The following is a 14,061-nucleotide window of genomic DNA, read 5'->3' on the forward strand; positions in this document are numbered from 1 at the left end:
GTTGCAGAAAGCCGTAAAATTGCCTTCGCCGGGCAAGCCGGGGTTTCCGTAGAAACTTACTTCTTTACCACATAATGCTCGCAAAGATTCCGGAAAGCAGCCGCTTAGCTGGTTTCTTTCCAGCGCAAGTCGTTGCAAATTGGGAAGATTACCCAGGTTTTCAGGAATGAAACCGCTTAACTGATTATTGCTTAATAAAAGCCATCGCAAGTCCGTCAAATTTCCAAGGCTGACTGGTATCGCTCCAACGAACTGGTTATCGTGTAAATATAAATTTTGAAGCTTAATGAGATTTCCCAGTGTAGTGGGAATAACGCCACTCAGTCTGTTTTTATAAAGAGAAAAATATTCGAGTTTGGTCAGGTTTCCTAAACTGCTGGGAATGGTGCCGCTCAGGTCATTGTATTCCAGAAAGAAGTATCGCAGATTGGTTAGATTTCCCAGGCTCACCGGTATTTCTTCGCTTAGTTTATTATTGGCTAAGGAAAGGTATCGAAGCTTAGTCAGGCTCCCCAGGCTGTTAGGAATGCCGCCGGTCAACTCATTACCATGCAAGAAAAGATTTTCAAGACTGGTCAAATTACCTAAATCATCAGGAATAATCCCCGTTAATTTATTAGTACTTAAGTTCAAAGATTTTAGATTCGTTAGGTTAGTCACACTGCCTGGAATAGTCCCACTCAGCTGATTATCCTGTAAATCGAGATATTGCAGACTTGTAACTGTACCCAGACTCGCCGGAATCTCTCCACTTAACTTATTTATGAACAATTGAAGATATTCCAGTTTAGTCAGATTCCCCAAACTACTAGGAATGGGCCCCGTTAACTCATTATTATATAAGAAAATCTGCCTTAGTTTAGACATATTACCGAAGCTTTCCGGGATCGATCCACTGAGCTTATTATGATCGGCATAAAACCTGTCGAGATTAATCAGATTTCCCAATTCATCAGGAATTTCGCCAGTTAGCTCATTATTATATAAAGCCAAAGCTTGCAGATTGACAAGATTTCCCAAACTATTGGGGATTGGTCCACTGAGTTTGTTGTTGTACAACCCGAGACCGGTCAGTTTTGTCAGATTTCCTAAACTACTGGGAATTTCTCCACTCAACTTATTATTATTTAAGGAAAGCGAAATCAGCTTTGTAAGACTTCCCAAACTGGCAGGAATTTCCCCAGTTAATTGATTGAAACTTAAAGTAATAGAACTTAAATTTGGCAAATTCGCCAAACTGCCAGGGATTGATCCTGTCAACTGGTTGGAGAACAAGCTAAGAGACACCAGATTGGAAAGATTCCCGAAACTACTGGGAATTTCCCCGCTCAGCTGATTAGAAGTCAGGCTAAGTTGCCATAAGCTGGTCAAATTTCCCAAGGTAGCAGGAATCGTCCCCACCAAATTGTTATTTTCCAGCTTAATTTCACCCACCCGGTTACCCGTACAGGTCACCCCATACCACCCGCACGGATTATTGTCCGTCAGCCACTTATCAGCTCTTTTCCAGCCCGAGCCATTGGTAGCATTATACAAATCAGCCAGCGGGGCGTAATCGGGATGCGGGTCGGCGCCGGAAGCCAGCGAAGAGGCCGCTAACCCGAAAACGATGAGCATTCCTAAAAACCGGGAGCAGACAAGCGTTCGGCTGAGCCAGTGGCGGTTTTTCCGCAAAAAGAGAGAGTTTCCGGCCATGCGTAGCCGATTCGTTCCGGTTGGGTAAAAATGATTCATAAATAAAGTAAACTATGTGGGAATTGGGGTTTATTACTCAAAAACGTCCGTTATCCATCGGCTTTTCAGGCCAATGGATGCAACACACAGCAGTACGATGGAGTCTATACGTCCACTAATCGACGGATACGCGTCCGGTTGCTGCTAAAAAGAGAGACGGGAGAAATGATCGGCGGGATGAGATCAGGAGTAGCCGATGCGTTTAAAATGGCTGTCAAACCCCAACAGGAAACGAGAATACTGGCACTTCATGGCCAGCGAGAAAACGAGTGAAGAAAGATACATCTGGCCAGAGAAAAGGGGAAATAAATAACCGTTTTAAAACGCAATAGAAACGTGTAAAGAATTACCTACTTGTTCATTTCTATTTATACAAATCTACAAAATTGGTTCGACATACACCCGTAATCAAGGCGTTATTTTTTAACCGAAAAAGGGAAATTAAAAAATCAGTTTCGTCCGCAAACTTGAGGTTTGAAAAGGGCGTTGTGCGTTGCCCGTGCGGTTCATCCCTTCATTGGTTGTGTCCTGAAAAATATCATCCAACCGCTCGCCTTTTTGCAGAAATTTCAGCAAATCTGTCGTAAAAGTTCCATTACGCCCCGCACCATTTTGAGCCACACTACCCGGTGCTGTCGCCTAACTGATAAACAAAGTATCGATCCGGGTATAAACGCAGACGTATGACGGGCGATCTCCCTGTTTACGGAACAGACACAACCCGGAAGCCTACGCAGAAACTGCCAGCATCGGGCTGCAGGCAGGAGCGAGACGCTACTCTGGCTGAGTGCGGATCATTGGTATTGCCGCCAATGCCACCGCCACGCACGATACGCCACTTATAATCCGTAACCGAGGGGCCTGTGGGATTACTGCCAGGACTGATGGCATAGTAGCCTTTCTCAAAAAAATCGCTGCACCATTCTGATACATTCCAACTCATATCATGTAAACCCAATTCATTGGGCTTCGTTTGACCCACGGCACGCGTACCGGTTCGCGGGGTTTTATCAGCAATCCACCCCACCTCCTTAAAGTCATTACTGCCAGCGTAGATGGTTCCGCGACTTTGCTGACCCCCGCGGGCCGCAGATTCCCATTCGGCCTCGGTCGGTAACCGATACGTTCGGCCCGTTTTTAGCGTTAGCCATTCGCAATACGCCACCGCATCGTTCCAGCTCACGTGCATGACCGGATGATTATACTCCGAACGAGGACGAATTTTGCCATACGCGTCGCATCGCCAATTCACTCCGGATTGTGTTTTAGCATCACCATATTGCAATCCGGAGGATGGTATAGTAAGACCAGCATTAATAGTATAGCTTCCCTCACCTTTCTCGGCCTCGGTCTTGTATTCGGTCGCTTCCACAAATCGCTCAAACTCGGCCACGGTTGTTTCATACTTGGCCATCCGAAAACTACTGAGCGTCACGCGATGAATGGGCTTCTCATAATCATTTTTATTGCTACCCATCAAAAAACTTCCTTCGGCTACGCTCACCATCGCTACCGGCTCTAAGTCCACGACCGGTTTGGCCGTCGCTTGCTGCTTGGCGGGCGGTGTGGGGGTATCGGTCCATTTGAAATAGAAATCATCCGTAATAAAACCGGCCTGGTAGGGGGTTTGACGGGTGTTTTTTACTTTCACGGCCCGGGCGGTGTTTTTAAATATACTGATCAACTCCACATTGGGTTGACGCAGTTGCTTGAGCAATTCCTGCGTAAAAAGACCGTTCCGCTGCCCCGCGTTTTCGCTGGCCGTCTGGCCGGGAGAAGCCGCAAAAAAGGCAATCGTGCCGCTGGGAGCATTGACGGCTCCCAAACCGGAAGCCGTATTCCGATCCCACCCCCGGAAGGGATTGTTCCGGCACGCGTCAACCAGCAGGATATTGGTATGGCTATTGGCTTCTTTCATGCTGCTCATCACATCGTTGAGGCAGAGGGACTTTCGCTTGGCCAGGGTTTCATTCAGATCGCTTCGCACCTCGACCGACATGAGATAATTCAGGTTATCACCAGCTTCAAAACCGTGTCCCGCAAAATAAAACAAGCCCACCTCGTAGTTTTTAAGGCGTTGGGTAAACGCGGACACCACGTCTTCCAGTTCGGTTTGGTTGAGGTTCAGTTTGAGGATCACCTCAAAGCCCAACTGCCGCAGCAAGGCGGCCATGTCCTGGGCATCGTTGGCCGCGTTGGGGAGTGCCTGCACGGGGTAAGCGGAGTTGCCAATCACCAGGGCCAGGCGACCCTTTTGCGGTTGACCAGTACTTGCAATGGGCTTAAAAGCCCGTTGGGCCTGCAAGGAAGAAAAACTCACTAAAAACAGGAATAGACAGTATTTCATTGGTGGGTCTGATCACGAATTTTGATCCTAAAAAAAGCTATTTCAAAACTAATCGTTGAAGGCCAAAAACACGGTGTAAACCGTACCACCTTCCGGCGTTTTTTGCTATCAAAAAACGCCGGAAGGTGGTACGGTTTACACACGGTTCTATTTTACGAAAACCGCTGGGGGTGAATACCGCAACTTTTATGATTTTCATCAATTCCCTTTGCTTAATTCATCAGCCGCCACGTTGATCAGCGTGCCAATCATCAACCCCTGCAAATCGTGGCCCAGCGCACAGTCGTTCACGCGTTCCATTCTAAACTGGGGCTGGGTGCCATCGTCGTTGACGTAGAGATAACCCCGGGTTTCCACCTGGCACTCGTCGCAAATCCAGCACCCCCGCCCCACCCAGGTCGAGGTCATGTCGATGGTGTAGCGACGGGTATCCGGGTCGTAATTCCACTGGTTGGTGATGCCCTGGTAATCGCGGCCCGTGTTCGGGTAATACTGGTTCATCAATAGCCCGGCATACTGGCCGACGAAAGCATTGGCCTCCTGATAACTACCCTGATAAACCGGTTCTCTCGTCGTGTTGCAGGAGAACAACGTAAGCAGACCGACGATACAGGCGACCGTGATTCCGGTCCGATTGCGAAAGGCGATAAGTGACTTCATACAGAAAAATAGTTTATGGTTTTTCCGCCCCGTCCGAAGCGTTTGACCATTTATTCTGTCTACGGTTTCAAGGTTATCGGTTCCTTTAATTTTTTTTTAACTACGGAAAAAGCGTCCTTTCAAAAAATACCCACTTTCTGCTATTTGTACTCAAGCCTGCCATGATTTTACAGCATTTAGTTGCAGTGAATGGGTAATTCTGCGTAAACTTCTGGCATTCAAAGACGTAGAATCCTCTTTTCAGCCTGATCGTATGCCTTTCCGGTTCTTCCTGCTTCTCCTGTTCCTCGGCATCCGTGCGGCAGACGTCTACGCCAGCCTTCCGGTTCTGCTCTCGGCATCGCAACAGAAATACAGCCTGGGACGGCGGGTGGATTTTCTGGCCGACACGATGGATCATCTGACGATCAACGATGTACGCAAACCAGCACTGGCCCGCTTCTTTCAACCCAGTTTGCAGGAAACCCCCAACCTGGTTTTTGCCAACAGCAGCTACTGGTTTCGCTTTCAGCTTTTGAATCAGGACGTTCGGCCGGAAAGCCGCTACCTGTTTGAAGTCGGCTTTGGTAACATCAGGGAAATCGATCTCTACCTGATCGACCGCACCGGCAAAATGACCCGCTTCCGGGCAGGCGATGCCCTGGGGCGCCATAGCCGGCCGATTTCGTCAAATACCTACGTCTTTCCCCTGCCGCTCCGGCCCGGAGAACCGTATACCGTTTATGTTCACATCGATAACCGCCAGCTTCACAGCTACTTCCCACTCATCATCTGGGAAGAAAGGGGGTTTCAGGCCCATGCCCAGGTGGCCACCCTGCTGTGGGGATTTTACTGGGGAACGCTGTGTCTGATGCTGCTGTATCACCTCGTCATCTGGCTCTTTACCCGGATTGTCAGCTACCTCTACCTGGCATTTTACCTGCTTTCCTACCTGTTTTACGAAGCCTGCCGGGGGAGTAACATTGGCATCCGCTACCTCTGGCCCAGCTCAACCTGGCTGGCCGAACACGGTCTGGGGTTGTTTTCGCTGGGCGTGTTCTTTACGTTTATCATTTTTTATTCCCGGGCGCTGAACCTGCGGCAAACGATTCCCCGCCTGTATTACACCCTCTGGATTCTGTGCGGCCTGAGCGTAGTTCTGGTCGGGATCAATCTGGTCGAACTGCTGCCCTTGTCGCTCCAGTTTGTGGCCCTGATGAGTTCCTGTCCGCTGGTCATCGGCATGTTTGTAGCCGGGGTGCTGACGTGGCGGCAGGGGCAGACGTCCTCGAAATTTTATGTAATTGCTTCCATGTGTTACTCCTTCGGTTTTGCGCTTTTCGTGCTCAACCGGGTCGGCGTCGTCCCCGGAACCGGTCTTCTGATTCACTATTCCCAGAACATTGGTTCGCTGCTGGAATTTACGTTCATGTCGGTGGGGCTGGCCGACTACATCCGGAATGAACGACGGTCGGTCCGGCAGATGAAACGCCAACGCGAAATCGCCGAACTGGCCGCTTACGAACAGGAGATTCGCAAAAAAATAGAAATGGAAGAAGCGCTCATTGCCGGACAGATTCAGGAACGACGCCGGGTGGCCGACGAATTACACGACCAGTTGGGCAGCGTCCTGTTTAGCATCCGCACCCGCCTGAGCGAACTAAACAACCCTGAAAAACAGCCGATTATCGACCGATCGGCCCTGCATTCGCTGCTGCAATCCGTACAGGACGCCTACGACGGCATCCGGCTGATCGCTCATAATTTCTGGCCCGACGAACTCGACGAACGTGGGCTGGGCAGTAGCCTGCAACAACTGACCAACAGCCTGAACCGCGCCGGCAAAACCAGCTTTGTTCTCCAATTGAGTGGTATGGAAGAGCAACTGAACCGGATTGCCAAGTTTCATCTCTACTGCGTTTGCCTCGAACTGGTCACCAACATTCTGAAACACGCCCAGGCCAGTGAAGCCACCATCCGGTTTATGGTCGACGAAAACCGGCAATTTCTGAAGCTGAGCGTCCGCGACGACGGTTTGGGCTTCGATCCTGACCAGTTTCCGCAGGGAAAAGGACTGCGAAGCATCAACGAACGGGCGGGATTGATGAGCGGCACCATCAACGTATCGAACCTGCCGGACGGCGGAGGCACCTGGGTGCAGATTCGGATCCCACTGATCGAGCTCAATCTGCCAAAACCGCCCATCCATCCACAACTCAACGAGCCGTTGGTGAGTCCGGCTCGTTGAGTTGCCCCGATTTTTAGCTTTTTACCCAAAAATCAGCGACGCCGTTTTGGTAATCACTTTTCCATCGGGAAGTGTCACGGTCAACTTGATTTCGTCCTGAATACCGGACGTTTTGGCACCCGGTATGGTCAGACTGAAATTGAAAGCCCCGTTGGCATCCAGCGAATAAACCACCGTTGATACTTCATCCGTATACGAATCGGTTCCTACCACACTGAGCGACACCCGGGAATTGACCGGAACGCAATGGATGGACGCCCGTGCCACATACGACTGTTGGGCCACGGGTCGGTCGGGCGAGAGTACCAGTGGCTGCACCTTCAGTTCGGCGCCCAGTTCGACGGACAAGTCCGGATACGATGCTTTTCCATCGATTGGATCGGTGAGTCTGGAATACTTGGGTTCTCCCCCCGAAGTGGGTACGGCTTTGGCAATAAAGAGCACATCACCGGTCCAGTAGTTCTTCTTTTCATCCTCAAAATTGGCTTTGCAGAGTTCGCCCTCCGGCGTAACGACCTCACACAATTTTCCCAATCCCTTATCCAGTACAAACCCGCCAATCAGCGTCCAGGGCGTAACTTTCGGCGCTTTCGAGGCCACTTTCCGCAGCGCTTTGGTCACTTTATTGCACAAAATCTTGTCGAAAACCTTGCCGACGCCTTTGCAGATATCCTGATTCGACAGATTCACCTCGGCGCTCACGTCCGTCGGCAGAATCACGCTATACATTCCTTTGGTGACCCGACGGGCCTGAAATTCGCCAACCCGGTTGCCTTTACTGGCCGGGCTTTTATACATGATGACCGATACAAATTCAGCATCGGACGGTAATCCTCCGCAATTGGTCAGGTTAATGGTAACCTCCTGCTGTCCAGCGGCTTTTCGCGCACCGGACGGAATAGAAACGGCGTCGTTGGCAAACTCCTGCCTGAGTCGCAGCGGCTGGTTGTTGCGAACCGAAGTACCACTGCCCGCCGGAAAAACCGGATTGGTCGTCGGGGCCGCCAGTCGCCCTCCGGTGATTTCCTCATCCAGATCGATTTCGGTATTCACCTGATTCTCCCCATCGGCCGAAATGTAGGTTACCGTCGCCCGGCTTTCCGTCTGCCATTTCAGCGCAATTTTAGAGCCATCCTGACCCAGAATGGTTTTCAGCCTCGATTGCTCATCGAGTAACAAATACGTCGCATCCTTCGAACTGGGGTCCATCTGGTGAACCAGCATGGTGAGTTGCTGGGTTACCCCGGCGGCATTTTTTGTGCCGTACAGTTCCAGAATCCCGTCGGACTTGTTGTCGATGCGGGCCACGAGCGGGTTACTCGGGGAGGTGAACAGCGTGATGGGTGAATGGGAAACCGGAGCCGGGTCCGTTTCTTTTTTACAGGCACCGGTCATCAGAACCAGAAAACCGGCCAGGGTCAGCGGGCCGAACACGAATCGGCGGACGGCGACCGGCAAGCGAAAAAATGTACCAGAAGTATTCATAGAGCTGGAAATGTTGGGTTGGAACGCCCGGTTTGGTCCGGGAACACCCATCTATGACCCGCTCAGGGGGGAGGTTATCAGGTGAAAAAAAAGATTTTCGCCACCCGGTTTTACACCAGACCGTTCCGAATGGCAAAGTTGGCCAGTCCGACAATGCTCTTCACTTTCAGTTTCTGGATCATATTCCGGCGGTGCGTATCCACAGTCGCTTCGCTGATGTTCAACTTATCGGCAATTTCGGCGGTGGTAAACTCCTGGGCGATCAGCCGCAGCACTTCAATTTCCCGGGCCGTAAGCTGGCGGATTTGCTCGGGTTGTTTTTCTTCCTGCGAATCGACAAATGTTCGCAATACTTCCTGGCTCATGTAAGGCCGATCGTCGCGAATCACCTCATAAATGGCTTTCCGAACCAGATCGACGTCCTGGCTTTTGAACAGATACCCGGATACGCCCAGCCGAACGGCGGCATGAATGTCTTTGGGATCTTCGGACATGCTCAGAATGATAACCCGGGTTCGGGGCGACACGGAGCGTAGCTGCACCACAAATTCCAGCCCACTGATTCCCCGGCGCATGCGCAAATCGGCCACGACCACATCGACCAGCGGTTCTTTGCCCGTCCCATTCTTAAAAAACTGCAGGGCTTCCTCGCCATTGGTAAACACCTCTTCGATTTCAATTTGCGGGTCGTCACGGAGTAAACTCAGCAGACCGTCGATCACCACTTTATGGTCGTCGAGGAGCAGCACTTTGATTTTGCCTTTCACGATAGGGAGGAATAGTAGACCGTCAAAATTAGTCAAACGAGATGATAACTTCTTGTCATAACCGCAATAGATGGATGAAAAATCAAACCATCTGCGATCATGTTACAGACATTTTTGCTTCAAAGCACAACGGATCATCACCGGTTTATCGACACGTATCGCCAACGCAGTCAGGGTATTAGCGTTAACCCGGAATTCCTGAAACACACCACCGTGCGGGTTTTTCAGGATAGCGATCAACCCGGCGAATGGATTGCCGGCTATTTTGTCAATGCCCGCCCACCGCATCGGTATTTCGATGTGCTGCCGGCCGCAATCAAAGCCCAGATGCTGGAAGACAGCCAAATTCGGGAAGAAGACGTGGCCGAAATCGGAGCCATCTGGATGGACGTCAAAGCCCTTGGAAGGCTCGGGCGCTGGCAGGTGTATCTGTTCATGCTGGCCGACGCCTACGCCACCAACCAGCCCTTCATCGTCGGCGGAACCGTTCACGCCCAGATCCGGGACTTTCAGATGCAGGTGGTTAAACACCCGCTGTTCGAGGGCGAAGTGGAACTCGCGGGCCAGGTGCAGCAGATTTGGGAATACTACGCCAACCGCGAAGAAATGTGGTTCGATTTCCTGAATTTCACCGTGCCGGAAATGCGCCGGCATGTCTCGCGCGATACGATAAGTCTGCGTTCAACGCCTTACCGCCAAAGTGCCTGATATGAAAATTTAATTAACTACAAATGGTCAGATGGAGAGATTTTAGTAGTTTTAACTGCTACTTGGCCTCCATTTGACCCATTTGTATGTATGTTTAAATTTCTACAGAAAACATCTCCCGTTGCCCCTCCCGACCCCTGCACTTACCTTGAAAATAATCCCGATTTATTTTGTCAAACGCTGGTTCGCGAAGATCCGCGCAACGAAACGGCCTGGATGTGCCTGACGAAGCGTTTGTATAAATTTTTCTTTAACTATGCCCAGAAATTCGGCACCAGTGAAGAAGATATCCAGGACTTGATTCAGGATACTTTGGTCCAGTTTATGGATGATATTTATTCAAAAAAATTTATTTGCCAGGGTTATAAACCCATTAGTTACGTCGGTCGGATCTGTATTAATAAATGGCGGGGGTGGTGGAAAAAACAAAAAAAAGAAATGTCCCTCAGAGTCGATTGGGATTCGCTCTTCCGGGAGTTTGATGACCGGCCTCTGGGGCCCGAACCCGCCATGGATGAGGCTGCCGAAGAAGACGATTGCATGCGGATTGCCGCCCGCAAAGCCTATGAAAAACTAACGCCCGTTCAGCAAAAACTAATGTGGGAGCATTACGTAAACGGAATGAAATTGAAAGATTTTGAACTAATGGAAGAAAAAGCAGATGGGCACGGAAAATTGCTCCATCACCGCGCCAAAAAAAATTTCGTCAGGCTCTTTAAACACTACCTTTCCGATTGTCAATCATGGAAGAACTGACGGATCAACAGCACGACGATATCGCAGCTTATCTGTCCGACCAGATGGCGCCCGCCGAAAAAACCGCCTTTGAAGAACAACTCAGCCGGAACGAAGCCCTGCAACGGGAACTGCAAGTCCAGCAAAAGGTCCGGCGAGGCATGCGGCTCCTGTCTTTCGAGCAGGAAGCTGCGGCCTTCTACGCCAAAGCAAAAGAGGAACTGGCCACGGAAAAAACCGTCCACCCCGCCGAGGTGACTGTCCGCCCGCTCTGGCAACGTCCCGCCGTCTGGCTGGCCGCGGCCACGGTGCTACTGGCCATCGGGCTGTTCTGGCGACTCTACAAAACCGACGGTTTAGACGGCCCGGAAACGCCAATTGCCCAAAAAGACACCACCGCTACGCAACCCCGACCCGCCGACACCGTTCGGTCATCGCCCCCACCGCCGACGCCCGCTCCCCCCGCGGATCCGGGTCTGCTGCTGGCCGACGCCCTATTCAAACCCACACCCAAAGCCGCCCCGCTGCCCATCGAACTGCCCGATGAAACCGATGCCGCCGGTACGACCGACTCAGCCGCCGTGGCGCAGGACTCGCTGGCCGTTTGGCAGGGTGCCCGGCTGTTGCAGCAACGGCAACTCCGCGAGGCCATCCCGATTTTGCAGAAAACCGTGCTGGAAGGCTATCCCGGCCACTGGCGGGCGTGTGCCGAGTGGTACCTCAGTCTGGCGTATTTACGCAACCGGCAGCGCCGGGAAGCCCGGTCGATCCTGACGCGCATCGCCCGAACGGATGGACACCCGTATCAGGAAGAAGCCCGAAAACTACGCAGCCGTTTAAACGAATAACCCGTTCCTTCCCATGAAAAGGTTCCTTTGGCTGATCAGCCTGCTGGCGATGCCCATTGGTTCCCCGATAACCCCTTCTGTCCATGAAACGGCTCACTTTTCTGTTCTGCCTCCTGCTAACGTGGCCCCTTTTTGCTCAGGATGAGTTTAATTACGGACTCATCATGGATGATGACAGCTACCTCCGGATTCCGGCCAAACCGCCGGTTATCCGGAAGTTCGGGTTGCAGCAAATCCCGGCGCGGGTATCCTACGAAGCCTATTGCCCCCAACCCCTCGACCAGGGGAAACACGGCACCTGTCTGGCTTTTGCCCTGGGCTACTACCTCCGCACCATCATGGAAGCCCGGCGACTCAACACCACCAATCGGGTGGAAATCAACAAACTGGCCTTTTCGCCGACCTATCTCTACGAAGAAGCCAAGCTCAGGAACGACCCGTATTGTCAGAATGGATTGCGGATCGATTCGGCGACCAACGTCATTCAGCACAAGGGCATCATCCCGCTCAGCTACCTGGGCTATCCCGCTTGCAGTCAGACCGATACGCGAAAATTCAGAACAATGGCGATGCGCTACCGCGTGGCCGAATCGCAGCGGTTTCTGCGGCTGGACGATCCCGTCAGTGAAAAAGTGTCCAAGTTGAAAAATGTGCTGGCGGAGGGTTTGCCGGTGGTGGTCAGCATTCTGATGACGCCCTCTTTCGACCAGTTGAATCAGGAGGTCTGGCAACCCGGTCAGGAGGATCTTACGCTGCTGGCGAACAAACAGAAGCAGTTGCAAACCAAAGGCCAGTCGGGCATGGGACACGCGCTGTGCATCCTGGGCTACGACGACGAGCAGTTTGGCGGAGCGTTCCGGATCGTCAACAGCCGTGGGCCGGGCTGGGGCAAACAGGGATTCTGCTGGATTCGGTACGCCGATCTGGCAACGTTCACCCGCTACGGCGTGCAACTCTACCCGCCGATGCAGCAACTGGCGACCTACCAGATTGGCGGCTTCAAGGCGGCTGTGCAGTTTGAGCAGAAGGGAATGGGCGAAATGGGGCTTCACATTGACGAAGCCGCTTCAAAAACCGCCGGGATGCTGGTCTACCGCATGAACAAACCCAATGTGTCGGGCGACGAATTCAAGTTCCTGATCAACAACGACCGGCAGGCCTACCTGTTTGCCTTCGGTACCGACGAACGACCCAATTCCGATTTGACCCGGCTTTTTCCGTACAGCGAAAAACGACCGGACGGGAAGCTGGTGGACTACAGCCCCCTGCTCGGTGCCAACACCACCGTGGCCTACCCACCCACCAACACCATCGAGCTGGACAAGAACACCGGGACCGATTATTTTTTGTTGCTGTTCGCGAATCGGCCCGTCGATAGTGGCCGCATGAACCGAACGCTGCGGAATGCGCAGGGCGGGCGGTTACTCGACCGGCTTCAGAAAACCCTGAGCGCGGAGAGCCTGATCGATTTCACCAAAATCCGGTATGAGCCGAACCGGATCGCGTTTCAGGTGGAGGGCCAGGCCACCGGGAGCGTCGTGCCGGTGCTGGTGCTCATCGACCACCGTTGAGAAACGATCAATCGTTTCTCAGGTGAGTCAGCGGGTCAGATTTGCATTCGGCATGGGCCGGTAGGTTTCAGCAGGAAACCGTTTTCCATACAATTCGTGAGGCAGCATATCCAGAACGACGTGGAGATGATCTGCCGTCGTTTTGTCCTGCGAAAGAAAATAGCCAAAATCGAACGTTCCTTTTTTTGACGTCGAGTTGTCCAGCGTATGGGCATTATCCTCAAAATAAGCACACTGACAGCCTTTGTACCTCCCTTTTCCGCGAAACGTGTCCGGGTGGTGGTAGAAGAAACCCGTTGCTTCCCGCTTCCATTCGTTTGTTTCCGATTCAGACGGCATCCTGACCGGGCAGTAGTTCAGCGTATTGCGGTTGAAATGCGCATTCTTTTTAATTGCGTAAATGGCGATCAGGAACGACCCTTCATTGTTATCAGGATCGGTGTCGTTCAGTTCGAAAGTCAGGGGACCGGTGGTGGGTGACAAAAAATGAACCCCCGGAATATAATTGATGCCCCGCACCCGGACCATTCGGCTTCCGTCAATTAAGTAATTCATCGTTCCGTCTGCAATCGGATCATAGACGGCATCGACAAACCGAAACATCTCCTGACAGGGCATAGTCCGATCCCCAATCCGGCACACCAGCGCACCGTGATCATAGTCCTTGTATTTGTTAAACCGGAGTGCCGCCAAGGCCGATTTTCCGGTCGCGTCGGCAGCCCCCGTGAACGGCCCCAGATACACATCGCCGGAGACTTCGATATAGACGTATTCGTCTTTTTCCACCACAAAGCTGGTCGCCAGGGGCGTTTTCGAGTTTCCAGTATAGATGTAACTCGTATGGCGGACAAACCCGGCAGGCAATTGCGCCCAGGCCGTAGTCGGCAACGTCAGAATCAGCAATGCGTAGAGAATCGATTTCATGGGTGTCAGAGATTTATACATCCATCGATGTCCTAAGACCATGAAAGGTTATCTG

At 51.9% G+C, this 14,061-nt stretch carries 11 protein-coding genes and 1 pseudogene; 5 read left to right on the forward strand and 7 right to left on the reverse strand.

What is annotated here, in order from left to right:
• The 4 genes and pseudogenes from FH871_RS30400 to FH871_RS30410 form a co-directional block, all read right to left on the reverse strand.
• Positions 1–1,734, reverse strand: a 1,734-nt coding sequence (locus tag FH871_RS30400; protein WP_138995095.1) for a leucine-rich repeat domain-containing protein, incomplete at its 3' end; no start/stop codon positions are given.
• A gap of 441 nt (positions 1,735–2,175) precedes the next feature.
• A pseudogene (locus FH871_RS34245) lies at positions 2,176–2,361 on the reverse strand (hypothetical protein); the annotation flags it as partial.
• Positions 2,362–2,437: 76 nt separating this feature from the next.
• Positions 2,438–4,081 (reverse strand): SUMF1/EgtB/PvdO family nonheme iron enzyme, encoded by a 1,644-nt coding sequence (locus tag FH871_RS30405; RefSeq protein WP_138995096.1) that lies wholly within the window; start codon positions 4,079–4,081, stop codon positions 2,438–2,440.
• 198 nt (positions 4,082–4,279) lie between these two features.
• Positions 4,280–4,741 (reverse strand): hypothetical protein, encoded by a 462-nt coding sequence (locus FH871_RS30410; protein WP_138995097.1) that lies wholly within the window; start codon positions 4,739–4,741, stop codon positions 4,280–4,282.
• Between the two features lie 253 nt (positions 4,742–4,994).
• Between FH871_RS30410 and FH871_RS30415 the strand changes: the two genes are divergently transcribed.
• The gene (locus FH871_RS30415; protein ID WP_138995098.1) at positions 4,995–6,968 is read left to right on the forward strand and encodes a 7TM diverse intracellular signaling domain-containing protein; all 1,974 of its coding nucleotides are present in this window, start codon (positions 4,995–4,997) and stop codon (positions 6,966–6,968) included.
• 21 nt (positions 6,969–6,989) lie between these two features.
• On the opposite strand, the gene FH871_RS30420 is transcribed toward FH871_RS30415, so the two are convergent.
• Complete coding sequence (locus FH871_RS30420) at positions 6,990–8,453, reverse strand: hypothetical protein (RefSeq protein ID WP_138995099.1); 1,464 nt, start codon at positions 8,451–8,453, stop codon at positions 6,990–6,992.
• Between the two features lie 110 nt (positions 8,454–8,563).
• On the reverse strand, positions 8,564–9,220 hold the full coding sequence (locus FH871_RS30425) for a response regulator transcription factor (protein WP_138995100.1): 657 nt from the start codon (positions 9,218–9,220) through the stop codon (positions 8,564–8,566).
• 99 nt (positions 9,221–9,319) lie between these two features.
• Between FH871_RS30425 and FH871_RS30430 the strand changes: the two genes are divergently transcribed.
• The 4 genes from FH871_RS30430 to FH871_RS30445 all read left to right on the forward strand — a co-directional run bounded on the left by FH871_RS30430 (position 9,320) and on the right by FH871_RS30445 (position 13,082).
• Positions 9,320–9,928: a hypothetical protein gene (locus FH871_RS30430; RefSeq protein ID WP_138995101.1), complete on the forward strand. Its 609-nt coding sequence runs from the start codon at positions 9,320–9,322 to the stop codon at positions 9,926–9,928.
• Positions 9,929–10,018: 90 nt separating this feature from the next.
• The gene (locus tag FH871_RS30435) at positions 10,019–10,684 is read left to right on the forward strand and encodes an RNA polymerase sigma factor (protein WP_138995102.1); all 666 of its coding nucleotides are present in this window, start codon (positions 10,019–10,021) and stop codon (positions 10,682–10,684) included.
• On the forward strand, positions 10,672–11,511 hold the full coding sequence (locus FH871_RS30440) for a tetratricopeptide repeat protein (RefSeq protein ID WP_138995103.1): 840 nt from the start codon (positions 10,672–10,674) through the stop codon (positions 11,509–11,511). The genes FH871_RS30435 and FH871_RS30440 overlap by 13 nt, the downstream gene beginning before the upstream one ends.
• 83 nt (positions 11,512–11,594) lie before the next feature.
• Positions 11,595–13,082 carry a C1 family peptidase gene (locus FH871_RS30445; RefSeq protein ID WP_138995104.1) on the forward strand — a complete coding sequence of 496 codons (1,488 nt, stop codon included), beginning with the start codon at positions 11,595–11,597 and terminating at the stop codon, positions 13,080–13,082.
• A 27-nt stretch (positions 13,083–13,109) separates the two neighbouring features.
• Here FH871_RS30445 and FH871_RS30450 read toward each other — a convergent pair whose 3' ends face one another.
• Positions 13,110–14,006: a hypothetical protein gene (locus FH871_RS30450; RefSeq protein ID WP_138995105.1), complete on the reverse strand. Its 897-nt coding sequence runs from the start codon at positions 14,004–14,006 to the stop codon at positions 13,110–13,112.
• Between the last annotated feature and the right edge of the window lie 55 nt (positions 14,007–14,061).

The sequence above is a fragment of the Larkinella sp. C7 genome (genome assembly GCF_006149005.1).
Lineage (GTDB): Bacteria > Bacteroidota > Bacteroidia > Cytophagales > Spirosomataceae > Larkinella.

Coding starts and splice junctions, on each gene's coding strand:
- FH871_RS30445 (WP_138995104.1), top strand. CDS start 11,595: ATGAAACGGCTCACTTTTCTGTTCTGCCTCCTGCTAACGTGGCCCCTT.
- FH871_RS30410 (WP_138995097.1), bottom strand. CDS start 4,741: ATGAAGTCACTTATCGCCTTTCGCAATCGGACCGGAATCACGGTCGCC.
- FH871_RS30415 (WP_138995098.1), top strand. CDS start 4,995: ATGCCTTTCCGGTTCTTCCTGCTTCTCCTGTTCCTCGGCATCCGTGCG.
- FH871_RS30430 (WP_138995101.1), top strand. CDS start 9,320: ATGTTACAGACATTTTTGCTTCAAAGCACAACGGATCATCACCGGTTT.
- FH871_RS30420 (WP_138995099.1), bottom strand. CDS start 8,453: ATGAATACTTCTGGTACATTTTTTCGCTTGCCGGTCGCCGTCCGCCGA.
- FH871_RS30450 (WP_138995105.1), bottom strand. CDS start 14,006: ATGAAATCGATTCTCTACGCATTGCTGATTCTGACGTTGCCGACTACG.
- FH871_RS30440 (WP_138995103.1), top strand. CDS start 10,672: ATGGAAGAACTGACGGATCAACAGCACGACGATATCGCAGCTTATCTG.
- FH871_RS30405 (WP_138995096.1), bottom strand. CDS start 4,081: ATGAAATACTGTCTATTCCTGTTTTTAGTGAGTTTTTCTTCCTTGCAG.
- FH871_RS30435 (WP_138995102.1), top strand. CDS start 10,019: ATGTTTAAATTTCTACAGAAAACATCTCCCGTTGCCCCTCCCGACCCC.